At 64.1% G+C, this 23,012-nt stretch carries 20 protein-coding genes and 1 pseudogene; 18 read left to right on the plus strand and 3 right to left on the minus strand.

Annotated features, from left to right (window positions below; translation table 11 throughout):
* From OEG81_RS08990 to OEG81_RS09000, 3 genes and pseudogenes are all read left to right on the plus strand, one after another.
* Positions 1-876 (plus strand): pirin family protein, encoded by an 876-nt coding sequence (locus tag OEG81_RS08990; protein ID WP_264132411.1) that lies wholly within the window; start codon positions 1-3, stop codon positions 874-876.
* 23 nt (positions 877-899) lie between these two features.
* Positions 900-1,235: pseudogene (locus OEG81_RS18155) on the plus strand (c-type cytochrome); the annotation flags it as partial.
* Between the two features lie 54 nt (positions 1,236-1,289).
* Positions 1,290-2,504: a c-type cytochrome gene (locus tag OEG81_RS09000; RefSeq protein ID WP_412034136.1), complete on the plus strand. Its 1,215-nt coding sequence runs from the start codon at positions 1,290-1,292 to the stop codon at positions 2,502-2,504.
* 22 nt (positions 2,505-2,526) lie between these two features.
* Here OEG81_RS09000 and OEG81_RS09005 read toward each other — a convergent pair whose 3' ends face one another.
* Both OEG81_RS09005 and OEG81_RS09010 read right to left on the minus strand, forming a co-directional pair.
* Positions 2,527-2,859 carry a chaperone modulator CbpM gene (locus tag OEG81_RS09005; RefSeq protein ID WP_264132413.1) on the minus strand — a complete coding sequence of 111 codons (333 nt, stop codon included), beginning with the start codon at positions 2,857-2,859 and terminating at the stop codon, positions 2,527-2,529.
* The gene (locus tag OEG81_RS09010; RefSeq protein ID WP_264132414.1) at positions 2,856-3,803 is read right to left on the minus strand and encodes a DnaJ C-terminal domain-containing protein; all 948 of its coding nucleotides are present in this window, start codon (positions 3,801-3,803) and stop codon (positions 2,856-2,858) included. Before OEG81_RS09010 ends, OEG81_RS09005 begins: the two co-directional genes overlap by 4 nt.
* Positions 3,804-3,982: 179 nt before the next feature.
* Between OEG81_RS09010 and OEG81_RS09015 the strand changes: the two genes are divergently transcribed.
* Positions 3,983-4,975, plus strand: coding sequence for an SDR family oxidoreductase (locus OEG81_RS09015; RefSeq protein WP_264132415.1), 993 nt, complete (start codon positions 3,983-3,985; stop codon positions 4,973-4,975).
* A gap of 105 nt (positions 4,976-5,080) precedes the next feature.
* The gene (locus tag OEG81_RS09020) at positions 5,081-6,580 is read left to right on the plus strand and encodes a catalase (RefSeq protein WP_264132416.1); all 1,500 of its coding nucleotides are present in this window, start codon (positions 5,081-5,083) and stop codon (positions 6,578-6,580) included.
* 309 nt (positions 6,581-6,889) lie between these two features.
* Here OEG81_RS09020 and OEG81_RS09030 read toward each other — a convergent pair whose 3' ends face one another.
* A complete protein-coding gene (locus OEG81_RS09030) occupies positions 6,890-7,759 on the minus strand; it encodes a pirin family protein (protein ID WP_264132417.1) in 870 nt (289 codons plus the stop codon).
* Positions 7,760-8,045: 286 nt separating this feature from the next.
* Here OEG81_RS09030 and OEG81_RS09035 point away from each other — a divergent pair, with 286 nt between their 5' ends.
* From OEG81_RS09035 to ctaD, 13 genes are all read left to right on the plus strand, one after another.
* On the plus strand, positions 8,046-8,834 hold the full coding sequence (locus OEG81_RS09035; protein ID WP_264132418.1) for a gluconate 2-dehydrogenase subunit 3 family protein: 789 nt from the start codon (positions 8,046-8,048) through the stop codon (positions 8,832-8,834).
* Between the two features lie 10 nt (positions 8,835-8,844).
* Entirely contained in the window at positions 8,845-10,608 is a 1,764-nt protein-coding gene (locus OEG81_RS09040) for a GMC family oxidoreductase (RefSeq protein WP_264132419.1), read from the plus strand.
* 70 nt (positions 10,609-10,678) lie between these two features.
* Positions 10,679-11,899, plus strand: a complete 1,221-nt coding sequence (locus tag OEG81_RS09045; protein WP_264132420.1) for a c-type cytochrome — start codon at positions 10,679-10,681, stop codon at positions 11,897-11,899.
* A 9-nt stretch (positions 11,900-11,908) separates the two neighbouring features.
* On the plus strand, positions 11,909-12,559 hold the full coding sequence (locus OEG81_RS09050; RefSeq protein ID WP_264132421.1) for a cytochrome c3 family protein: 651 nt from the start codon (positions 11,909-11,911) through the stop codon (positions 12,557-12,559).
* Between the two features lie 13 nt (positions 12,560-12,572).
* Positions 12,573-15,596, plus strand: coding sequence for a 4Fe-4S dicluster domain-containing protein (locus OEG81_RS09055; RefSeq protein ID WP_264132423.1), 3,024 nt, complete (start codon positions 12,573-12,575; stop codon positions 15,594-15,596).
* The gene (gene nrfD / locus OEG81_RS09060; protein ID WP_264132425.1) at positions 15,589-16,995 is read left to right on the plus strand and encodes an NrfD/PsrC family molybdoenzyme membrane anchor subunit; all 1,407 of its coding nucleotides are present in this window, start codon (positions 15,589-15,591) and stop codon (positions 16,993-16,995) included. The genes OEG81_RS09055 and nrfD overlap by 8 nt, the downstream gene beginning before the upstream one ends.
* On the plus strand, positions 16,992-17,537 hold the full coding sequence (locus tag OEG81_RS09065; protein WP_264132427.1) for a DUF3341 domain-containing protein: 546 nt from the start codon (positions 16,992-16,994) through the stop codon (positions 17,535-17,537). Before nrfD ends, OEG81_RS09065 begins: the two co-directional genes overlap by 4 nt.
* Complete coding sequence (locus OEG81_RS09070; protein WP_264132429.1) at positions 17,534-18,169, plus strand: c-type cytochrome; 636 nt, start codon at positions 17,534-17,536, stop codon at positions 18,167-18,169. Before OEG81_RS09065 ends, OEG81_RS09070 begins: the two co-directional genes overlap by 4 nt.
* Positions 18,166-19,275 (plus strand): hypothetical protein, encoded by a 1,110-nt coding sequence (locus OEG81_RS09075; RefSeq protein ID WP_264132430.1) that lies wholly within the window; start codon positions 18,166-18,168, stop codon positions 19,273-19,275. The genes OEG81_RS09070 and OEG81_RS09075 overlap by 4 nt, the downstream gene beginning before the upstream one ends.
* The gene (locus OEG81_RS09080) at positions 19,272-19,661 is read left to right on the plus strand and encodes a hypothetical protein (protein ID WP_264132431.1); all 390 of its coding nucleotides are present in this window, start codon (positions 19,272-19,274) and stop codon (positions 19,659-19,661) included. The genes OEG81_RS09075 and OEG81_RS09080 overlap by 4 nt, the downstream gene beginning before the upstream one ends.
* Positions 19,658-20,428 (plus strand): SCO family protein, encoded by a 771-nt coding sequence (locus tag OEG81_RS09085; protein ID WP_264132432.1) that lies wholly within the window; start codon positions 19,658-19,660, stop codon positions 20,426-20,428. Before OEG81_RS09080 ends, OEG81_RS09085 begins: the two co-directional genes overlap by 4 nt.
* Positions 20,425-21,378, plus strand: a complete 954-nt coding sequence (gene coxB / locus OEG81_RS09090; RefSeq protein ID WP_264132433.1) for a cytochrome c oxidase subunit II — start codon at positions 20,425-20,427, stop codon at positions 21,376-21,378. The genes OEG81_RS09085 and coxB overlap by 4 nt, the downstream gene beginning before the upstream one ends.
* Positions 21,375-23,012 carry a cytochrome c oxidase subunit I gene (ctaD, locus tag OEG81_RS09095; protein ID WP_264132434.1) on the plus strand — a complete coding sequence of 546 codons (1,638 nt, stop codon included), beginning with the start codon at positions 21,375-21,377 and terminating at the stop codon, positions 23,010-23,012. Before coxB ends, ctaD begins: the two co-directional genes overlap by 4 nt.

The raw sequence follows: 23,012 nt of genomic DNA on the forward strand, positions 1-23,012 counted from the left end.
ATGCTCGACCAGATTATCGATACCCGTATCCATGACATCGGCGGAGGCTTCGAAGTCGGCCGCGTCCTGCCTTTCCGGCAGCGGCGGATGGTGGGGCCCTTCATTTTCTTCGACCGCATGGGTCCGCACGACCTGCCGGCGCCGGTACCCATGCAAACGGATGTGCGTCCGCATCCGCATATCGGCCTGTCCACCGTGACCTATCTGTTCGAAGGCCAGATGACTCACCGCGACAGCCTGGGTGTCGAGCAGGCCATCCTGCCGGGCGCATTGAACTGGATGACGGCGGGCTCGGGAATCAGCCATTCCGAACGTTTCGATGGCATGCGCCAGGACGGCGGCCGCATCGACGGCATTCAGGCCTGGGTTGCCTTGCCCGAGGGCAACGAAGAAGACGATCCGGCTTTCGCCCACTACGCAGCCGAAACACTGCCTCAGTTCACCGACGCAGGCATCACGGGCCGCATCATCGCCGGCAGCGCGTATGGCATGGACAGCCCCGCCAAAACCCATTCGCCGCTTTTCTACCTGCATGTGGAACTTCAGGCAGGCGCGAAGCTCGAGCTGCCCGCCGGATACACGGAACGCGCAGTCTACGTGGCGCTGGGCCGCATCGAGATCGACGGAGCCCAATACCGGCCGGGCCAGATGGCGGTCTTTTCGGCGGGCGGGACGCCATACCTTGTCGCCCTGGAGGCCACGCGGATCATGCTGCTGGGCGGCGAACCCCTGGGCGCCCGCCATATCTGGTGGAATTTCGTTTCTTCGCGCAAGGACCGCATCGAACAGGCCAAGGCGGACTGGACCGCCGGCCGCATTGCCTTGCCGACACAGGATAATGCCGAATTCATTCCCTTGCCGCAGGCCGCCGCCTGATAATCCACGATAAAGGAAAACGCATGCCCAACCGGATCCGCACGCCATTCATCGGCACCCGCTTGGCATCGGCCTGTACGGCCTTGCTGCTCTCCTGGCCCGCATATGCAGCAGGCGCCAGCTTGGCCGAGTCGGGGCAATCGCTGGCCGGCGCGGGCTTGCCCGGCGTTCCCGCCTGTACGAGCTGCCATGGCGCGAAAGGCGAAGGCATGGCAGCGGCCGGCTTTCCTTACCTGGCGGGGCAGGGAGCCGCCTACCTGGAAAGCCAGCTAAGGGATTTTGCGGACGGCCAGCGGGCCAGCCCCATCATGGGTCCCATCGCCAAAGGGCTGGACGCCAGCCAGATCAAGGCGCTTGCCGCCTATTATTCGCAGTTGCCGGCGCCATTCGACAAGGAATCGCTCGCCGGCCATGTGGATACGTATCCAGCGGGAGACCCCGGCGCCTGGCTGGCCAATCGCGGCGACTGGAGCAAAGTCATTCCCGCCTGTATTCAATGCCATGGCCCGGGCGGCATCGGCGTCGGCGCCGACTTTCCCGCCCTGGCCGGGCAGCCCGCAGCCTATCTTCAGGCGCAACTGACCGCCTGGAAGGCCGGGCAGCGCCCGCCGGGGCCTCAAGGCCTGATGGGCGACATCGCGGCGCGCATGGATGCGCAGCAGATTTCCGCCGCGGCGGCCTATTTCGCGCAACTGCCCCCAACGGCCGCCGGCCAGCCGTCCGGTACCGCAGCCAATAGCGAGAAAGCCCCCATTTCTTCAGCCGGCGCCGCGCCATCCCCCGCGGAGCGCTCCAGCGGAGCGCCGCCCAGCGGATTTGCGCCGCCGCCCGCCGATGCCATCCCCGACAATGAGTTCGGCAAAGTCGTGCGGCAGGGTCAGGATATTTTTCTTCGCACCGGAGAACATGCCGGTAAGTTCGTGGGCAACAGCCTTAATTGCGTCAGCTGCCATATGGATGCCGGCAGGCGCAAAGACGCATCGCCCATGTGGGCGGCTTATGTCATGTATCCGGCCTACCGCTCCAAGAACGGGCATGTCAATACATTGGCCGAGCGTCTGCAAGGCTGTTTCGCCTACAGCATGAACGGCGCCATGCCGCCCGCGGACAGCGAAACCATCGTTGCGCTGGAAAGTTATATGTACTGGATGGCCAAAGGCGCGCCCACCGGCGTCAAGTTGGAAGGGCAGGGGTTCAAGCGCCTGCCCGCAGCGGCCCAGGCCCCGGACTACCTGCGTGGCCAGAAGGTGTTTCAAAAGAACTGTGTGCTATGCCACGGAGCCGATGGCGCGGGGCAAAAAGCACAGGGGAAAATGGTATTTCCCGCTTTGTGGGGCGACAATTCCTTCAACTGGGGCGCCGGCATGCATAGCGTTCCGACGGCCGCGGCCTTCATCAAGGCGAATATGCCGCTGGGCGGCATGGATGTCCTGACCGACCAGGAAGCCTGGGATGTGGCCTATTACATGAATGCGCACGAAAGGCCGCAAGATCCTCGATACACCGGGTCGCTGGCCGAGACTCAGCAAAAATACCACGATGCGCAAACCGATTTGTATGGCCAGACCGTCAACGGCCACGTCCTGGGTTCCGCGGCGCCGCCGCCCGGAGGTTCGCTGCGCAAGTAATTTTCGCGCCCGGGATCCGGCCTTAGCCACGCCGGACAAAGGGGTGGACGCGGCTGCGCAGGCTGGCCAGTTCGCTCTCCAGACCCTGAATGCGATCGAGCAGCTTCATGGCCAGTGCCAGCCCATGAGCGTCCAGCTCGAAATCGTCGCGCAGGCGGCGAGCCGTACGCGCCACGACGACGCATTCGGTATGAAAGAAATAATTGCCTGGATCGTCGTTCGAAGGAGTCAGGATGCCGGTTTCGACCAGGTCCAGGATATCGTCGCGGGCGAGTCCCGACACCTCGATGATGTGCTCCAGCGAGCAGATATCGGATGTGTTCAACCATACGGCTTCAACAGTGCGGATAGTCATGGCTGTTTCCCTGCATTCAGTTGGGCGCGCGGGTCGTATCCCGAGACCGCGGCCAGTTGGCTGAACAGTTCGCGTTCCTGTTCGGTGGGTGTGTGCGGCACGTCGATGCGCACGGCGGCATACAGGTCGCCCTGTGTGCCATTGGCGCCCGGCATGCCTCTTTTTGCCAGGCGCAGCTTGCGGTCGGCCACCGTGCCCGGCGGTATGGTCATTTCGACCGGGCCGCCCAGGGTAGGCACCTGAACCGTTCCTCCCAGCACCGCTTCCCACGGGCTCAAGGGCAGGTCGAGATATAGATCCTGTTTGTCCAGGCGGTATAGCTTGTGCGGGCTTATTTGTATGACCAGGTAAAGGTCGCCCGGCCTGCCGCCATGCAGGCCGCTGCCGCCTTTGCCCGGCAGCCGCAGCCGCTGGCCCTCGGCCGCGCCCTTCGGTATGCGCACCCTGAACGTCCGGGGCACGCGGTGCAACAGGCCTTGAGCGTCGTAATCCGGCACGGCGACGCTGATATCGGTTTCCGCCCCGCTATAGACTTGCTCCAGGCTTACCGGCAAGACCATCTCGAAATCCTGGCCATGCAGCGGCTGCCCCGTACGGCCTCGCCGCCCGCCGCCCTGGGCGGCTGCGAAGGCGGCGAGAAGGTCCGCCAGGTCCACATCCTCGAAGTCTTGCGGAGCTTCATGAAAGTGCTCGCGCCATTCGCGCGGCGGCACGAAGTCCTCGCCCGCCGGGCGGGTGCCCAGGGCGTCGTAGGCCGCGCGCTTCTCCGGGTCCTTCAAGGTGGCATAGGCCTCGGCCACCTGCTTGAACTTGTCCTCCGCGCCCGCTTCCTTGGATACATCGGGATGGTATTGATGGGCCAGCTTGCGGTAGGCCTTCTTGATGTCGGCTTGGGTGGCATCGCGCGCCAGGCCCAGAACCTGGTAGTAATCAATATATTTCATTGAAGCTCCCGCTATGGCAAGAACGTGGCCTGGCATAAGCCCCGGCTTCAGCAATTGTCGCGCCCAGTCGCCGGCTTGGCCAGCCCCTTTTGCCAGGCCCGGCGCGCGCCAAGCGCCATCCGCCGGGCCTGCGATTTGCTGGGATCGCCACAGTACACACTCAAACCGAGGAGATCTTCATGGGCCAGAACCACGACAGCAACGAACGCGGTAGCCACCAGACCGTGGAACGCCAACGCGCGATACAAAGGGAGCAGGAAGAGAAGGACGCCGGCAAGTCCAAAGGCCAGTCCTCCGGCGCCGTCCAGACGGGCGCGAGGGACCACCCCGAGCCGCCGCTCCCGGCCCAGCACCTGGAGAAGCCCGGCAACGAAAAGGACTTGGTGCTCGCGCCGCAATTCCAGGCGCCCGCCTACAAGGGTAGCGGCAAGCTGGAAGGGCTGTCGGCGATTGTCACCGGCGGCGATTCAGGCATAGGCAGGGCGGTGTCGGTGCTGTTCGCCCGCGAGGGAGCGGACGTCGCCGTGGTCTACCTGAATGAGCATGAGGACGCCAGGGAAACACAGCGCTGCGTCGAAGCCGAGGGCAAGCGCTGCCTGCTGATTCCCGGGGATGTGAAGGACGCCGAATTCTGCCGCGCGGCGGTGGCGCAAACCGTGCAGGCCTTCGGCAAGCTGGACGTCCTGGTCAACAATGCCGCCTTCCAGGAGCATGCCGACACGCTCCAGGACATCACCGAAGAGCGCTTCGATGAAACCATGCGCACCAATGTGTACGGCTACTTCCATATGGCCCGGGCGGCTCTGGACCACCTGAAGGAGGGCGCTGCCATCGTCAATACCGGCTCGGTCACAGGCCTTAGCGGCAATCCGCAATTGCTGGACTATTCCACGACGAAGGGTGCCATACATGCATTCACCATGTCTCTGGCCGCCAATCTGGCGAAGAAGGGGATACGGGTCAATGCCGTGGCGCCGGGACCGGTATGGACGCCTCTGAATCCCGCCGACAAGCCCGCGGAAAAAATCAAGTCGTTCGGCAGTCAAACGGCTCTGGGCCGGCCCGCGCAGCCCGAGGAAATCTCGCCGGCCTATGTTTTCCTGGCGTCCGCCGCATGCTCCAGCTATATCACCGGCATCGTGCTGCCGATTACCGGTTCGCCCGGCAGTTAGGTGCCATGCGTCATATACAGGCGGCAAGCGGCTCATGTATAGTGAATCCGCCAGATCGCCTGGATGGATCTTCACGGCAATGCCACGAGACTTGGAGGATGAGCTATGGCCGAATCGCATGACAAGGCTGCGCGCGGCGCAACCACCGGAGCTGGAGCGCCTGCGCCCAGCGATCGCAATTCCCTGACCATGGGCCCGAACGGGCCGATTTTGCTTCACGATGTTCATTTTCTTGAACAGATGGCGCACTTCAATCGCGAGAAGGTGCCCGAGCGCCAGCCGCATGCAAAGGGCGCCGGGGCGTTCGGCGTATTCGAGACCACCGCCGACGTCTCCGCCTACACGAAGGCCGCCTTGTTTCAGAAGGGCTGTAAGACCGAAATGCTGGCAAGGTTTTCGACCGTGGCCGGCGAAGCGGGCAGCCCCGACACCTGGCGCGATGTGCGCGGGTTTTCGCTCAAGTTCTATACGGAAGAGGGCAACTACGACCTCGTCGGCAACAACACCCCCATCTTTTTCCTGCGCGACCCGATGAAGTTTCCGCATTTCATCCGCAGTCAGAAACGCCTGCCGGACTCGGGATTGCGCGACAACCACATGCAGTGGGATTTCTGGACCAGCAATCCCGAATCGGCGCACCAGGTGACCTACGTGATGGGCGACCGCGGCCTGCCGCGCACATGGCGCCATATGAACGGCTACGGGTCGCACACGTATATGTGGATCAATGCCAAGGGCGACCGGTTCTGGGTGAAGTATCACTTCCACACCCGGCAAGGCATGGAGTTCTTCAATAACGAGCAGGCCAAGGAAATGGCCGGCCTGGATGCCGATTACCATCGCAGGGACTTGTTCGAGGCCATCGCCAAGGGCGATCATCCAAGCTGGACGCTGTCCGTCCAGGTCATGCCGTATGAAGAGGCCGCGGCCTATCGCTTCAATCCCTTCGACCTGACCAAGACCTGGTCGCACAAGGATTATCCACTGATTGAAGTGGGCACGATGACGCTCGATCGAAATCCCGAGAACTTCTTTGCCCAGATCGAACAGGCCGCATTTTCACCGGGCAACACGGTGCCCGGCATAGGCCTGTCGCCCGACAAGATGCTGCTGGGGCGCGCCTTTGCCTATAACGACGCGCAGCGCAATCGCATCGGCGCCAATTTCCATCAACTGCCGGTCAACAAGCCCAAAGTCCCGGTGAACACCTATATGTTCGACGGACAGATGGCCTACGAGCATAGCGGCAGCCAGCCCGTCTACGCGCCCAACTCCGAAGGCCGCAGCTGGGCCGACAACACCGGCAAGGTGGAGGACGGCTGGGAAACGGACAGCACCATGGTGCGCAGCGCCTACACCTTGCATGCCGAAGACGACGACTTCAGCCAGCCGGGCACCTTGGTGCGGGAGGTGTTCAACGATGCGCAACGTGACCGCCTTGTTGAAACCGTCGCCGGCAGCCTCTTGGGCGGGGTGCGCAGCCCGGTGCTGGAGCGCGCGTTCGAGTACTGGAAAAGCATAGACGCCGACGTGGGCCGTCGGATAGAGGAAAAAGTACGCTCGGGCAAGGCGCCGGAACCGGCGGCCGGAATGAGCGAAGCCTGATGTAGGAAGTGGCCGGGTCATCGTGTCCGGCCATTATTAAATTACGCATAATGTGTATTATGTAAAGTTAAAAAGGCGACCCCGAAGCGCCGCTTTCCGACCAGGAGCTTGATGGCAAGTTTCTGGAACTGGCCGGAGCCGTAATCGGCCATGAACAGGCCAAGACGCTACTGCAGCGCTTATGGACGCTGGAGGCCGAACCGACAGCATGCCTGTACAACATGGACCGTCTATAGCGTTGCCTCCCGGTTCAGGCTTGGGCGCGACGAGTGCGTGAAAAGCGGAAGGCAAGCAATACGACGAGGCTGTTCAGCCCTCCCGCCACTTCCCAAATCGTCCGCTGTTGAAATCCACCATCGCCTGGGCGATTTCTTCCTGGGTGTTCATGACAAAGGGCCCGTAGCCGACGATGGGCTCGTCGATGGGCTCGCCGCTTAAAAACAGCAAGATCGCATCGTTGTTCGCTTCGAGGGTCACTCGGGTGCCCGCTTTGTCCAGCACCGCCATCTGGGCCTCGCGGACGACGGCGTCGCCGTTGACCATCACCGTTCCCTGCATGACGATGACCGCGGTATTCCAGCCATCCGGAACATCCAGTTCAGCAACGCCGCCCTGGTTCAAGCGCATATCCCAGACATGCAGCGGTGAGAACGTCCTGGCCGGGCCCCTGCTTCCGGCGTACTCGCCCGCGATCACCCGCAGCGTCCCCGACCCCTTCGGCAGAGAGACCTGGGGAATATCGCTGCCGAGTATGGCCTGGTAGCCGGGCGACGCCATCTTGTCCTTGGCGGGCAGGTTCACCCAAAGCTGCGCCATATGAAGCGTGCCGCCCGAATGCGTGAATGCGTCGGAATGAAATTCTTCGTGCAGGATGCCGGCTCCGGCCGTCATCCATTGCACATCGCCGGGCCCTATCGTGCCGCCGCGGCCCGTCGAGTCGCGATGAGACACTTCGCCCTTGTATACGATGGTGACGGTCTCGAACCCGCGATGCGGATGCTGCCCCACCCCGCGCTTTTCGGCGCCGGGCGGGAATTCAGCGGGCCCCGCGTAGTCCAGCAAAAGAAAGGGACTGAGCTGCTTTCCATGGCTTTGATACGAAAACAGGGAGCGCACGGGAAACCCGTCGCCCACCCAATGAGGACGCGGAGCGTTATGAATGCCGAGCATCTTTTTCATGGCCTATCTCTGTGATTGCTCTATAGGAAACAGCATAAACCGCTAGCGAATAGCGCGATAGACCTCGAATTGAGTATCAGCGTTCCATTCATGGAACGATAAGCCGGCTTGCTCCGTTCCTGTACCGCTTGCGGCCTTCAGCAGCGCTCAGCTGACAATTTGCTTAAAAAGTAATTTCTGCATGATTCTGTAAAAAAGACAAGACGGCCCGGCAGCCTCCCAGGGGCCGTTTCAGGAATGAACTTTGCTGACTCCGCCGCATAACAGGACATGCCGGAGGCTGCAAATGGATACGCTAGAAACGAAACGAAACATTCTGGATGACAGCGCCCCTGGGGGCGGCGAGATGCCGGAATTCCCGCGCGCAACGCCGTCCCGGCATACCTTGAGTCGGCGGCGCTTCGTTCAGACAGCGCTGGCCTTGCCAGTTCTCTTTGCCCTGCCCGCCTGTGGCCAGGATAAGGCCACACCCGTCAAGCTTGCCCGCCGCTTTTTCTCGGCCGAGGAATATCGCTTCATCGTCGCGGCCACCGCCAGGCTGATACCGGGCAGCGATGAGGACCCGGGCGCCGTCCAGGCGTCGGTCCCCTTCTTCATCGACTTGCAGCTGGCCGGCCCTTATGGGCGTGCCGACCGTTGGTATATGGAGGGCCCCTGGGCAAAGGGAACCGAGCAGCAGGGCTATCAATTGCAGGAGACGCCCGCCCAGCTGTACCGCAAGGCGATTGCAGGCATGGACGACTACTGCCGCCAGCGGTTCGATGGCAAGGCCTATGCCGATCTGGGCGAAGAAGACCAGGACCAGGTTCTGCACGACATGGACCAGAAGAAGATCGAACTCAAGGACGTGCCCGCTCAGGCCTTCTTCGCTCTCCTGTGGCAGAACACGCAGGAAGGTTTCCTTTCGGACCCGATGTACGGCGGCAATCGCGGCTTTGCGGGCTGGAAGCTTATCGGTTTTCCCGGCCCCCGCTACAACTATGTGGACGATATCACCCAGTACGGCAAGCCTTATCCGATGCCGACGGTCGGCCTGCTGGGCCGGGACGGCACGCGCACAGGCACGGTCGCATAAAGGAGCAAGCATGGCGACAAGATTGAATCCGGTGGATGTGGTGCTGGTGGGTTTTGGCTGGACGGCATCCATCATCGCCCAGGAGCTGACCGACGAGGGCTTGCAGGTACTGGCCCTGGAACGCGGCGTGGACCGCGCCACGGTGCCCGATTTTTCCACCACGCACATACAGGATGAATTGAGGTATGCCGTGCGCGGCGGCTTGTTCCAGGCTCCTGTGCGCGAAACGCTGAGCTTTCGGAATACGCGGGACCAGACGGCCCTTCCCATGCGGCATCTGGGATCGTTTCGTCCGGGCGCGGGGGTCGGAGGCGCGGGCGTGCACTGGAATGGCCAGACCTGGCGTTTTCTGCCCGATGATTTCGTGCTGCGTTCGCATACCGAGGAACGCTATGGCGCCGATTTCATCGCGCCGGACATCACGATACAGGATTGGGGCGTCAGTTATGACGACCTTGAACCCTATTACGACCGTTTCGAGTATCTATGCGGCGTATCGGGAACAGCCGGCAACGTGGGGGGCTCATTGCGGCAGGAAGGCAATCCCTTCGAGGGCGCGCGCAGGCGGGACTATCCCTTGCCGCCGCTGGAGCGCAGCGCCGGATCGCTGATGTTCGACAAGGCTGCGCGCGAACTGGGCTACCATCCCTTTCCCGCCCCGGCCGCCAACACCTCGCGCCCTTACAAGAATCCGCTGGGCGTGCAAATGGGCCAATGCACGTATTGCGGCTTTTGCGAGTGGTTCGGCTGCGGCAATAATTCGAAGGCATCGCCGCAATCGACGATCTTGCCGGTGCTGCTGAAGAAGGACAACTTCTCGTACCGCAGCGGCTGCGACGTCATGCGCGTCAAGCTGGACAATACCGGCAAGAAAGCCAAGGGCGTCCTGTACCGGGACCTGGAAGGCCGCGAATACGAACAGCCTGCGCAACTGGTGATACTGTGCGCCTTTGCGCATCACAACGTCCACTTGCTGCTGCTCTCGGGCATAGGCCGGCCTTACGATCCCGTAAGCGGCACGGGCGTCACCGGCCGCAATTACGCCTATCAGATCACCTCTTCGGTCGAGGCCTTTGTCGATGAACTGATCAATCCCTATATGGGCGCCGGCGCCTTGGGGCAGGCCATCGACGAGTTCAACACCGATAATTTCGACCACGGCCCCGAAGGTTTCATAGGCGGGGGCTATATCGCGCTGTGGACCACCGGCGGCCGCCCCATAACGCAGCACCATCTTCCCAAGGACGCGCCCAAATGGGGTGCGGGCTGGAAGAAGGCGATGAGCGAGAACTACCTGAAGAGCGTGTCGGTCGCGACCCACGGCAGCGTGGTCAGTCATCGCGGCGCCTATCTGGACCTGGATCCCTCCTACAAGGATGCGTATGGCAATCCGCTGTTGCGCCTCACCTTCGACTTCCACGACAACGACTACAGGATGTCCGAGTTCCTGACCGGCAAGGCGGAGGGCATCGCCAAGGCCATGAAGCCGCGGTCCATCAACGTGAACAAGCGGAAGAAGCCCTACAGCATCGTTCCCTACCAGACCACGCACAACACCGGCGGCGCCATCATGGGGGACGATCCGCGCACCAGCGTGGTCAACCGCTATCTGCAAAGCTGGGATGTGCCCAATGTATTCGTGGTGGGGGCCTGCAACTTCCCCCAGAACGCCGGCTACAACCCGACGGGCACGGTGGGCGCCCTGGCCTTCTGGGCGGCCGATGCCATACGCAAGATGTATTTGAAGAACCCCGGGCCTCTGATCCAGACCTGAACCGGGAGACGTCATGCAAGCGATCAAACATGGTTCTCAATGTCTGGCGGCCGCGGCTTGTACCGCCCTCATGGCCGCGGCGGCCGTCCATGCGCAGGGCACGGAATTCACGAACGTCCAGCGCGGCCGCTACCTGGCCCAGGCGGGCGATTGCATTTCCTGTCATACCGTCAAGGGCGGCAAGCCTTTTGCGGGAGGCTATCCGGTGGAAACGCCCTTCGGCACCATTTTCTCCAGCAACATCACGCCCGATGTCGTGACCGGCATCGGCAATTGGAGCCGGGACGATTTTTATCGCGCCATGCATGAGGGCAGGCGCAAGGACGGCCAGTATCTTTATCCGGCTTGCCCTTATCCCTGGTTTACCAAGATGCCGCGCGAAGATGTCGACGCCCTGAAAAGCTATCTGGACACCCTGGAACCGGTACGCGCAATGGCTCCGGAGAACGAGCTGATCTGGCCGCTCGGGTGGCGCCGGCTGGTGGCGGGATGGAACCTGCTGTTCTTTGACCAGGGCGAATATGTGCACCGCGAGGACAAGCCGGACGTATGGAACCGCGGTGCCTATCTGGTCGAAGGCCCCGGGCATTGCGCGGCCTGCCATACGCCGAAGAATATGTTTGGCGCGTCGGATCGTGACAAGGCGATGCAGGGCGGCGACGCGGGCGAAGCCTGGTATGCGCCCAGCCTGACCGCCAGCGAGCGCGACGGGCTGGGGACCTGGTCGGTGAACGACATCGTCCAATACCTGAAGACGGGCGCCAACGAGGATACCGCCAGCACCGGACCCATGACGGAAGTGGTGATGAATTCCACGCAGCATCTGAGCAATGCGGATCTGATCGCCATGGCCACTTACCTGAAGGACATCCCCGCCCACAAGCCGGAAGAAGTGAAAGACATCGACGAACAGGTCATGGCGCGCGGCAAAGGGCTCTACATAGACCAGTGCATGGGCTGCCACATGGCGGATGGCAAAGGCCAGAAAGGCGCATTTCCACCGCTGGCGGACAGTCCGCCCATCCGCGCCTCGCAACCCCAGACCTTGATACAGGTGGTCCTGGCCGGCGATTTCATGGCCGATCCGCCCGAGCTTCCGACGGGATTGGCCATGCCGGGCTTTGCCTGGAAGCTGAGCGATCAGCAGGTTGCCGACGTGCTCACTTACGTGCGCAATACCTGGGGCAACCGGGCTCCTCCCGTGGACGCGGACCAGGTGGCCGAGGTGCGCACGGCGCTTCATGAGCACGGGCCGCGCTACAAGCGCCTGATCTCGCAGTCGGTGCATTGAAGCCGCGCCATGCCTCAATTGCTGGAGCGCTCGCAAGTCCTGCTGGTGAAGCTGGTGCTGCTTGCGCCAGTGTGCCTGCTGCTCTTGACGATCGCGGGGATGGTGTGGCGCACGACCTCGCCCGCGGAGCCCGCCGTGGCCGTGCCGCAGCCCATACCATTCAGCCACAAGCATCACGTGGGCGACGATGGCATCGACTGCCGTTACTGCCATACCTCGGTCGAAACTTCCGCATCGGCGGGCATGCCGTCGACCGGCATCTGCCTGACCTGCCATTCGCAGCTGTTTCGCGATGCCCCGGCGCTGGCGCCGCTGCACGAAAGCATGCGCAGCGGCAAGCCGATACAGTGGAACCGCGTATACGACCTGCCCGATTTCGTGTTCTTCAATCACAGCATCCATGTGAACAAGGGCGTGGCCTGCGTGAGCTGCCATGGAAGAGTCGACCAGATGCCTGTGCTCATGCGCCAGCAGGCGCTGGACATGCAATGGTGCCTGGGCTGCCATCGCGACCCGTCCAGGCGTGTGGTGCCGCTGGACCACGTGACGGCGATGCGGACGATGCCCGTGCTCACCAAGGCCGAGCGCGACCATTTGCTGCGCCTGCTTCAGCTGGAAGACCCCCAGCGCCTGACCGACTGCTCCAGCTGTCACCGTTGACCGGGCCGCCGCCATGAAACGACCTGCCGTCATTTTTCCCACACTTCCCGCCGCCGATCCGGTCGCCGATCCGGCGCGCCGGCGCGTGCTCAAGCTGATGGCCGCCTCCGCGGCGCTGGCGGGAACGGGATGCAGCCAGCCGCCCGCCGAAAAGATCCTGCCGTATGTGAACATGCCCGAGGGCCTGGTTCCCGGCGACCCCGTCTACTACGCCAGCACCCTGCTGCGCGGCGGCCTGGGCATGGGGATACTGGTGGAGACGAAATCGGGTCGGCCCATCAAGATAGAGGGCAACAGTGCGCACCCGGCCAGCCTGGGCGCCGCGGACGCGCAGGCCCAGGCCGCCATCCTGACCTTGTGGGACCCGGGACGATCGCGCACAGTGATGCATGCGGGGCGGCTTTCGACCTTTCCGGCCTTGCAGGAAGGGTTGCGGCGACGCATGGACGAGGAAGCGCGCAGGGGCGGCGAAGGCCTGCGCCTGCTGAGCGGACCGGTGTCATCGCCGACCTTGCTGGCCCAGATAGGCGAAGTATTGGAGCGCTGGCCGGGTGCCCGCTGGCATGTGCACGACCCCTCCGACAGCGGCGCGCGCGCCTCGGCCGCGCGGCAGGTCTTTGGGCGGCCGGCCCGCGCGGTCTATCGTCTGGAGCGCGCGCGCGTGGTGTTGAGCGTGGACGCCGATCTGTTCGGCCCGGGGGCCGATGGCGTATGCAATGCGCAAGGCTTCATGCAGGCGCGCAAGGGGTCGCCGCGCGCACGCCTGTATGCGCTGGAAAGCACTCCCGGCCTGCCCGGCGCGCTGGCGGATGCGCGCCGGGCCTTGTCTCCGGCGCAGATGGAAGCGGCGCTGCATGCGATCGGCTTGCGCCTGGGCGTGCCGGGCCTGGCGCCCTTGCCGCCCGCCGCGCCGCATCGGGCGGCCTGGCTGGACCGATTGTGCGGCCAACTGCGGGCCGCAAGGGGCGCTTGCGTCGTCGCGCCGGGCCACAGCGTGTCCCGCAGGGCTCATCTGCTTGCCTGGCGCATCAATGCGCATCTGGGCAATATCGGCCATACCGTCATTCCGATTGCCCAGGAAATGCCGCCTCGCCGCGATGCCGGGCGGCAATCCGATGAGGGACCGGCGACGGCATCTCATCCGGCGACTCTTGGCGAACTGGTTGACGAGATGCGCGCGGGCAAGGTCGAAACCTTGATCATGCTGGATGTGAATCCAGCCTATGACGCACCCGGCGAGCTGGACTTCTCGCAAGCCTTGTCCCAAGTAGGCTGCTCGGTGCACATGGGCTTGTACCGCGACGAGACCGCCCTTCTTTCCAGTTGGCATGTGCCCAAGGCGCATGAGCTCGAATCCTGGGGCGATGCGCGCAGCCACGATGGCACGGCCAGCGTCGTCCAACCGGTAATCGCGCCGATTTATGGCGGACGCTCGCTCCACGAGCTTCTTGGCATGCTGGCAACCGGGACGAGCGGCAGCGCGCACGAGCGCGTGCGTGCCACCTGGCGTTCGATCTGGGAAGAAGTGGCCGGCAAGCCGGCGAGCGCGGGCGCCGGACGCCCCATCGGGCAGAGCGGCGCGCAAGACGACAATGCGGCCGGCTTCGAGTCCTGGTGGCAGGCGACGCTGCGCCGGGGCGTGCTGGCCGGCGGCCCCGCGGCGCAGGCATTGTCACCTCTGCCCGATGCGTTCGAGGAGGAAGGCGGCCTGGCGAAGGACAAGGAGGCCTCCGGCCAAGCCGGCTTGATCGCCGTGTTCGCCAACGACAGCAATCTGATCGCGGGCGAGTATGCCGACAATGCCTGGCTGCAGGAACTGCCCCGCCCCTATAGCAAGATCGTCTGGGACAACGCCGCCCTGATCAGCCCGGCCACGGCACGCCTGCATGGACTCGAATCGGGCGACGTCGTCTCTTTGGCTGCGGAAGATTCACCGTCCCGGCTGCTGGCGCCGGTCTGGATCATGCCGGGCCAGGCCGATGGCGTCGTCACCCTGCCGCTGGGCTATGGGCGCTCCATCCCGGGCAGCGCGTCTCCGGGCCATGGTTTCGATGCCTATGTCCTGCAGCCCGTCGAGCATGGCATGCCTCGGCGTACCCGTCGGGTCGGCATGCGGGCCGCCGGCGAGCGCCATGACTTCGCCTGCGCCCAGCCCCAAAAGACCCTGCACGGCCGCAAGCCGGTGCGCACGGTGCAAGTGCGCCGGCGTCCCGAAGATGCGCAGGACGTGGCGCTGGACGCGGCAGTTTCCCATGCGGGCGCCCGGGCGGCGCGCAGCGGGCCAGGCGACCAGCCCTCGCTCTATCCGGACCGGCGATATGACGGCTACGCATGGGGCATGACGGTGGATCTGGATGCCTGCATAGGCTGCAATGCCTGCGCCATCGCCTGCCAGGCGGAGAACAACATCCCCGTGGTCGGACCGCGGGAAGTCGCGCTGGGGCGCGAGATGCACTGGATGCGCATCGATCTGTACCGCCCGGAAGACGAGGGGCGCGCACAGTTCCAGCCCATGGCTTGCCAGCATTGCGAGAACGCGCCCTGTGAGGTGGTGTGCCCGGTGGGCGCCACCATGCACGACAGTGAAGGCCTGAACGTACAGGTCTATAACCGCTGCGTCGGGACGCGCTTCTGCTCCAACAACTGCCCGTACAAGGTCAGGCATTTCAACTTCTTCCAGTACGCGGCGACCGACCCCGCCGCCGCGGCGCATGCCAATCCCGATGTCACCGTGCGCCAGCGCGGCGTAATGGAAAAGTGCACGTATTGCGTACAACGCATTTCCCATGCGCGCATACAGGCGCAGAAGGAAGGCCGCCGTATCCGGGACGGCGAAGTGGTCACGGCCTGCCAGGCCACCTGCCCCACCCATGCCATCGTATTCGGCGACCTGAACGATCCGGACAGCCTCGTCAGCCGCAGCAAGGCCTCGACGCGCAACTACACCGTGCTGGAAGAGCTGAACACGCGGCCGCGCACGAGCTATCTGGCGCGCGTCGACGATCCGGCCGCGCAGCTGGAGGAAGACGATGGCTGAAAACGACATGGACACCACCGCCGTCTCCGCAGGCACGCCCGTGCTGGGCCCGGGCTGGACGGCGGGCGGCGTCACCGACAAGATCAGCCATATCGTGCTGGGCCGGGGCGGTCCATGGACGCGTGGATGGAAGGCGCATTGGCGCTGGCGCGGCGCCCTGCTGATCAGCTTCTCGGGCGTGCTGGTGCTGCTGTCGGCCAGCGCCTGGCTGTTCATGCGCGGCGTCGGCCTGTTCGGGGTGAACATGCCGGTGGCCTGGGGATTTGCGCTGGGCAATTTCGTATGGTGGATAGGCATAGGCCACGCCGGCACCTTCATCTCGGCGATTCTGCTGCTGCTGCGCCAGCGCTGGCGCACCTCCATCAATCGCTATGCCGAAGCCATGACCCTGTTTGCGGCGGGCATCGCCGGGCTGTTCCCCATCTTCCATCTGGGCCGGCCATGGTTCGCCTATTGGTTGCTGCCCTATCCCAACAGAATGGAGCTTTGGCCACAGTGGCGCAGTCCGCTGGTCTGGGACATTTTCGCCATTTCCACCTATTTGCTGGTGTCCCTGCTGTTCTGGTATGTGGGGCTGATTCCGGACCTGGCCTCATTGCGCGACAAGGCCCGGAGCCGGGGCAAGCAGCTGGCTTATGGCCTGCTTGCCCTGGGCTGGCGCGGCGACGCGCGTCACTGGCAACGCTACGAAAGCGCCTATCTGCTGCTGGCGGGCCTGGCCACGCCGCTGGTGGTGTCCGTGCATACGGTGGTATCGCTGGATTTTGCCATAGGCAACACGCCAGGCTACCACTCCACCATTTTCCCGCCCTACTTCGTCGCGGGCGCGCTGTTCTCGGGTTTCGCCATGGTCGTGACCCTGGCCATTCCCCTGCGCCATTATCTGAATTTGAGGGACTTCATCACAATGCGGCATCTGGACCTGGCGGCCAGGGTCATGCTCGCCTGCAGCCTGTTCGTGGCCTATGGCTATGCCTCGGAGATCTTCACGGCCTACTACAGCGGAGACGCCTACGAAATCCACATGACGCAGGATCGATTCACCGGCGTCTATGCGCCGGTGTACTGGGCGTATATCTGCTGCAATGTGCTGGCGCCCCAGATTCTATGGAGCCGGCGCATGCGGCGCAATGTGCCCGCACTGCTCATCATCAGCCTGGTCATCAACGCAGGCATGTGGATGGAACGTTTCCTGATCGTGGTGCAAAGCCTGCACCAGGATTTCCTTCCGTCATCCTGGGGAGTTTTCGTTCCCTCGTTCTGGGATTGGGTCTTTCTGTTGTCGTCCATTGCCCTGTTCGTATGGCTGTTCCTGATGTTCGTCCGCTATCTGCCCCTGATCTCCATGGCCGAGATGCGCGGCCTGGTGCAGGAAACATCCGGGGAGGACGTACGATGAAGCCGATGCTGTACGGCGTCGTCGGGCGCTTCGAGACGCCCCAGGCCCTGCTGGCGGCCATACGCACATTGCGCGAGCAGGAACCAGGCCTGCGGCTGGAGGCTTACGCGCCCTATGCGGTGGAGGGACTGGCAGAGGCGCTGCGGCTGCCTCCCACGCGGGTGCCGCTGATCACGCTGCTCGCGGGCATCGCGGGGGCCCTGGGCGGGTTCTTCATGCAGTGGTACGCGGCCGTGGTTTCGTTTCCCGTGAACATCGGGGGCCGGCCGCTGGACAGCTGGCCCATGTTCATACCTGTCGCATTCGAGATGGCCATCTTGTGCGCCGCGCTGGCGGCAGTATTCGGCATGTTGTTCGCAAATGGCTTGCCACGCCTTTACCACCCCATCTTCAATGCGCCCTGCTTCGACCTGGCGACGCGCGACCGGTATTTCCTTTGCGTGCGCCCCGGTTCGGTGAAAGGCGCCGATTTCGATGTGGCACGGCGCCTGCGCCAATTGTCGCGGCTCGGCGCGAGTGATTCGGGCGAGGTCTGGTCATGAGAAGCCGTTCCATTCTGCTGCTTGGCCTGCCCGCACTGTTCCTGGCGCTGGCCGGCTGCGAGCGCGCGATGCACGATATGTACGACCAGCCCCGGGGCAAGGCCCATGGCTCGAGCTCATTGTTTTCCGATGGCGCGGCCTCGCGCACGCCGCCGCCCGGCACCATGGTCCATGCGCGGGGCGCGGGCGCCGGCTCGTCGAGCGGCCGCCTTGGAACCGAGGATGCCGCCGTCCGTGCGCGGGACGCGGCCGCCCCGGCACAGCCCTATACCCTGGACCAGGGCTTGCTGGCGCGCGGCCGTCAGCGCTATGACATTTATTGCCTGCCTTGCCACAGCCCGGTGGGCGACGGCGACGGGCGCGTGGCGCGGCGCGGCTTCCCGTCCCCGCCCTCTTACCACAGCGACCGCCTGCGCGGTGTATCGGATCGCTATATCTACGATGTCATCACCCAGGGCTATGGCGTGATGGCTTCCTATGCCGATCGTGTGGCGCCCGCCGATCGCTGGGCGATCGTGGCCTATGTGCGGGCGCTGCAGCTAAGCCAGCATGCCAGGCTGGATCGCTTGCCAGCCACCATGGCGGAACGGGCCCGGGCGGAATTGCCGCATGAACGGGAGGGCCGGCCATGAACGGACCCGAAAGCCGGCGGAGGCGGCGGTGCTGGACATGGGCCGGGACAATCGCCCTCTTGCTGTGCTGCCTGGGCATGGCGGTGGACATCCGGACGTTCTTCGCGTGCTGGCTTGCCGCATGGTGGACTTGCGCCGCTGCGGTGCTGGGGTCGCAAGCCAACGCATGGCTGCACGACCTGACAGGCGGCGCATGGGGCTTGCCGCTGCGGCCGATCTGGCGGCGCCTCGCCGCCACCCTGCCCATGCTCCTGGTCCTGATGCTGCCTCTGGCCGCGGCGGCATGGCTGTTCTATCCATGGAGCCAAGCCGGCTGGACGCCCGGAACGGACCAGCCGGCCTTCAAGGCCGCCTGGCTATCGCCCGCCTTCGTCACGGCCCGGCTGATCCTGTATGCGGGACTCTGGCAGGCATGCCTGCATCCGCGTCGGCATATGCAGGGCAAAGGCGCAAGCGCCGCCTGCCTGATCGTCTACGGCCTTACCGCGAGCCTGGCCAGCGTCGATCTGATCCTGTCGCTGATGCCGCAATGGTATTCCAGCGGCTTCGGCCTGATCGCCATCACCATGCAGATGAAGCTGGGCTTCGCACTGGGCGTGGCGGGCGCGAGCCGGCCGCCGGCGGATGCCTCCGGTTCCCGCTTCCGGCCGGACCTGGGGCGCGACTGGGGCAATCTATTGCTCATGTATGTGCTGATGTGGGCGTATCTGGCCTTTGTCCAGTTCCTCATCGTCTGGGCCGAGAACCTGCCGAACGAGATCTCCTGGTATTTGCCGCGCATGCAGACGGGCTGGATCTGGCTGGGCGGCGCGCTGGTCGCGCTGGATGTGTTCGCTCCCCTGATGCTGCTGCTGTTTCGCTCCATCAAGCAGGACCGCCAACGCCTGCTTGCTCTGGCCTGCCTGCTGTGCGTGCTGGGCTGGCTCGAGTCCATCTGGATCACGCTGCCTTCGGTTCCAGGGCTGAGCCGGCACGCCCTCTGGATGGCGCCGCTGGCGCTGGCCGGCATGGCCTTCCTGCTGCGGGCCGCCGCCACGCCCGATGGGCGCGGGGGATCATTCCGGTGGACGAGCCAGGCCACGCGGGAAGAGGGAGCACGGCAATGACCAAGTCCGACGCCGGTGAAATCCCCATGCGGCGCGTGTGGCCGCTGCTGATACTGCTACTGGCGGCGGTGGCCACGGTGCTGGTCGTCGTGGCGGCGCTGAGCCGCCTGTGGGACGTGGAGGCCACGCCGGAATGGCCAGGCCAAGCGAGTCTCGAAGGAAAGGAACCGGCGCTTGAAACCGCGCCGCAGCCCGCGCTGCGCGACTATCTGGCAGGCAAGCGGCTGATTCTGGACAGCTACGGCTGGGTGGATCCGACTCATGAGCTGGCGCGCATTCCGATCGAGGCGGCCATGCGGGCGCTGGCGGCGGATGGCGCGCTGCCGCCCGGCGCCGCCCGCCCGCAATACCTGATGGGCGTCGATCGCATGGAGGCATCGCCATGAGGCTGCTATGCGCACTCATGCTGTTCTGCGCCTGCGCCCTGGCGCAGGAGCCGCCCGCGCTCCAGTTCCGTCAGAACCTGGGCGCCGATCTGCCGCTCCAGACGATGTTCAGGGATGCCGCGGGAAACTCCGCAAGGCTGGGCGATTACTTCGGCAAATACCCCGTGGTCATGGTGTTTGGGTATTACCATTGCCCGCGCCTGTGCGATACCGTCATGGACGGCGTGCTGCAAGGCGTGCAAAACGCGGGCTTGCCCCACGTTATTGTCGGCATAGGCATAGACCCGCGTGAAAGCGCCGACGACGCCTCCCGTAAACTGGCCGCTTACCAAGGTGCCGGCGACCATGCCCGGGACCTGCACCTGCTTACCGGCGGACGGGATCAGATCGCCCGTCTTGCCCATGCGGCCGGCTTCGAATACGAATACGATGAAGAAAGCGGCCAGTACAGTCATCCGGCCGGCTTCCTCGTGGCGACCCCTGAAGGGAAGATATCGCGCTACTTCACCGGCCTGCGCTTCGATCGCCGCGACGTACGCCTGGCCCTCATCGAGGCATCGGACGAACGGGTAGGCAGCCTGGCCGAGCAGGTGCTGCTTTTGTGCAGCCATTACGATCCCCTGACCGCTCGCTACAGCGTCACGGTCATGGCGATAGTGCGCATAGCCGCCCTCTTCAGCATGGCTGCGCTGATCCTGGGCGTCTGGGCGGCCCATCGACGCACCGCGGGCCGGCGGCCGGGGCGCTCGACACGGAGGTCGGCATGAGCCAGGGCCTCGCCTTGTTTCCGCCTTCCGCATCCGCCGCCGCGCGCGACACCGATGCGCTCTACTTGGCGCTGACGGGATTTTCAACACTGATCGCCGCCGTCTTCATCGCATTGATCGCCATCTTCTGCTATCGCTATCGTAAAAACGCCAAGGCAAACCGGGCGCATGCCCCTTCTTCCGCGCGCGGGCTGGAAGCGGCCTGGACGATTGCACCGCTCATCGTTTTCCTGGGGCTCTTCGCGTGGTCCGCCCGGCAATATGCCTTGCAGTTTCACGCTCCGCGCGACGCCACGCGGGTGTTCATCGTGGCCAAGCAATGGATGTGGACAGTGGAACATCCCAACGGCCGGCGGGAGATCAATGAACTGCACATCCCGATCGATACCCCCGTCAAGCTGATCATGACCTCGCAAGATGTCATCCATAGTTTCTTCGTGCCCGCGCTGCGCAACAAGCGCGATGTGGTCCCCGGGCGCTACAGCACCCTCTGGTTCCGCGCGGACCGCCCGGGCGAGTATCTGCTGCTATGCGCCGAGTATTGCGGCACGGATCACTCGGAAATGAAAGGCCGCGTCGTCGCCATGGCGCCGCAAGACTATGCCCGGTGGATGGAAGGCGGCGCCTCGCATCCGGGACTGGCCGAGCGCGGCTTTGCGCTGTTCCGCCGGCACGGGTGCATGGGCTGCCACGCGGCGGCGTCGTCGGTGCATGCCCCCGAGCTGTCCGGACTGCTGGGCCGCCGGGTGCGATTGTCCGATGGCAGCGACGTGGTGGCCGATGAAACCTATGTGCGCGATTCCATCATGGAGCCGCAGAAAGCCATCGTGGCCGGCTACGAGGCCATCATGCCCTCGTTCAAGACCCAGCTGAACGAGGAGGACATCTCGGCCATCATCGAATACATCCGGTCGCTGGACCGTGACGAACTCGCGGGGGAACGTCCATGAGCGCGCATTCCGACGCCGCCGTGAATGCGGATCGCGCCGCTCCGGCAAGGGCGGCCAGCTATCTGCATGACGGCTATACGCTTTGGTCGTGGCTGAGCAGCCGGGATCACAAGCGCATCGCCATCCTGTACGCGGTATCGATCACCGCCTTCTTCTTCATTGGCGCAACGGCCGCGGCGCTGATGCGCCTGGAGCTTTTCACGCCCGGCGCGGACGTCGTCGACGCCGATACCTATAACCGGCTGTTCACCGCGCACGGCGTCATCATGGTGTGGATGTTCCTGATCCCGTCCATTCCCTCGGTGTTCGGCAATTTCGCCCTGCCGCTGATGATAGGGGCGCGCGACCTGGCCTTTCCCCGCCTGAATCTGCTGAGCTGGTATCTGTACGCGGGAGGAGGCCTGTTCACCATCGCCGCGCTCCTGCTGGGAGGCGTGGACACCGGCTGGACCTTCTACACGCCCTACTCCTCGGTATTCTCGAACACGCATGTGATCCTGACGCTGGCGGGCGTGCTGATCGTGGGCTTTTCTTCCATTGCGACCGGCGTCAATTTCATCGTCACCGTCCATACCCTGCGCGCACCCGGCATGGGCTGGTTCAAGCTGCCCCTGTTCGTATGGGCGATCTATGCGACCAGCGTCATCCTGGTGCTGGCCACGCCGGTGCTGGCCATCACCCTGCTGCTGCTGGCCGCGGAACGCGTGTTTCATGTCGGCCTGTTCAATCCGGCGCTGGGCGGCGACCCCTTGCTGTTCCAGCACCTGTTCTGGTTCTATTCGCACCCGGCGGTGTACATCATGATCCTGCCCGCCATGGGCGTGGCCAGCGAAATCATCCCCTGCTTTGCGCGCAAGCGCGTATTCGGCTACCGGTTCATGGCTTTCGCCATCATCGGCATCGCGGTCATCAGCTTCCTGGTGTGGGGGCACCACATGTTCGTCAGCGGCCAGTCGGCCTATGCCAGCATGGTGTTCTCGCTGCTGAGCTTCATGGTGGCTGTGCCGTCGGCGATAAAAGTGTTCAATTGGACCGCCACCCTGTACAAGGGCTCCATCTCCTTTACAGCCCCTATGCTCTATGCGCTGGGCTTCGTCGTCCTGTTCCTGCAAGGGGGCTTGACCGGACTGTTCCTGGCTTCCTTGTCGGTGGACGTCCATGTCACCGACACCTACTTCGTGGTGGCGCACTTCCATTACATCATGGTGGGCGGCGCCGTCATGGCCTACCTGGGCGCGGCGCACTACTGGTGGCCCAAGATCACCGGCAGACTCTATCCCGAATCATGGGCGCGGCTGGCCGCCCTGATCATCTTCGCGGGTTTCAACCTGACCTTCTTCCCGCAATACCTGCTGGGCTACGAAGGCATGCCGCGCCGCTACCACACCTACCCGCCCGACTTCCAGGTGCTCAACGTGCTGTCCTCCGCGGGTGCCGCCATACTGGCCGTGGGCTACCTGCTGCCGCTGGGATACTTGTTGTGGTCATGCCTGCACGGCCGGCCCGCTCCCGATAACCCCTGGGGAGCCAGCGGCCTGGAATGGAAGACCGCTACGCCGCCGCCCCAGCATAACTTCGATCGTCTTCCGGACGGCTCGGATCCGCCCTACGACTATCCACCCTTGCAGGAGTGA

Source organism: Pollutimonas sp. M17 (assembly GCF_025836975.1).
GTDB lineage: Bacteria > Pseudomonadota > Gammaproteobacteria > Burkholderiales > Burkholderiaceae_B.

Coding starts and splice junctions, on each gene's coding strand:
- OEG81_RS09075 (WP_264132430.1), top strand. CDS start 18,166: ATGAACGGACCCGAAAGCCGGCGGAGGCGGCGGTGCTGGACATGGGCC.
- OEG81_RS09050 (WP_264132421.1), top strand. CDS start 11,909: ATGCCTCAATTGCTGGAGCGCTCGCAAGTCCTGCTGGTGAAGCTGGTG.
- OEG81_RS09035 (WP_264132418.1), top strand. CDS start 8,046: ATGGATACGCTAGAAACGAAACGAAACATTCTGGATGACAGCGCCCCT.
- OEG81_RS09085 (WP_264132432.1), top strand. CDS start 19,658: ATGAGGCTGCTATGCGCACTCATGCTGTTCTGCGCCTGCGCCCTGGCG.
- OEG81_RS09020 (WP_264132416.1), top strand. CDS start 5,081: ATGGCCGAATCGCATGACAAGGCTGCGCGCGGCGCAACCACCGGAGCT.
- OEG81_RS09030 (WP_264132417.1), bottom strand. CDS start 7,759: ATGAAAAAGATGCTCGGCATTCATAACGCTCCGCGTCCTCATTGGGTG.
- OEG81_RS09055 (WP_264132423.1), top strand. CDS start 12,573: ATGAAACGACCTGCCGTCATTTTTCCCACACTTCCCGCCGCCGATCCG.
- coxB (WP_264132433.1), top strand. CDS start 20,425: ATGAGCCAGGGCCTCGCCTTGTTTCCGCCTTCCGCATCCGCCGCCGCG.
- OEG81_RS08990 (WP_264132411.1), top strand. CDS start 1: ATGCTCGACCAGATTATCGATACCCGTATCCATGACATCGGCGGAGGC.
- OEG81_RS09040 (WP_264132419.1), top strand. CDS start 8,845: ATGGCGACAAGATTGAATCCGGTGGATGTGGTGCTGGTGGGTTTTGGC.
- OEG81_RS09015 (WP_264132415.1), top strand. CDS start 3,983: ATGGGCCAGAACCACGACAGCAACGAACGCGGTAGCCACCAGACCGTG.
- ctaD (WP_264132434.1), top strand. CDS start 21,375: ATGAGCGCGCATTCCGACGCCGCCGTGAATGCGGATCGCGCCGCTCCG.
- OEG81_RS09045 (WP_264132420.1), top strand. CDS start 10,679: ATGGCCGCGGCGGCCGTCCATGCGCAGGGCACGGAATTCACGAACGTC.
- OEG81_RS09080 (WP_264132431.1), top strand. CDS start 19,272: ATGACCAAGTCCGACGCCGGTGAAATCCCCATGCGGCGCGTGTGGCCG.
- OEG81_RS09065 (WP_264132427.1), top strand. CDS start 16,992: ATGAAGCCGATGCTGTACGGCGTCGTCGGGCGCTTCGAGACGCCCCAG.
- OEG81_RS09010 (WP_264132414.1), bottom strand. CDS start 3,803: ATGAAATATATTGATTACTACCAGGTTCTGGGCCTGGCGCGCGATGCC.
- OEG81_RS09005 (WP_264132413.1), bottom strand. CDS start 2,859: ATGACTATCCGCACTGTTGAAGCCGTATGGTTGAACACATCCGATATC.
- OEG81_RS09070 (WP_264132429.1), top strand. CDS start 17,534: ATGAGAAGCCGTTCCATTCTGCTGCTTGGCCTGCCCGCACTGTTCCTG.
- nrfD (WP_264132425.1), top strand. CDS start 15,589: ATGGCTGAAAACGACATGGACACCACCGCCGTCTCCGCAGGCACGCCC.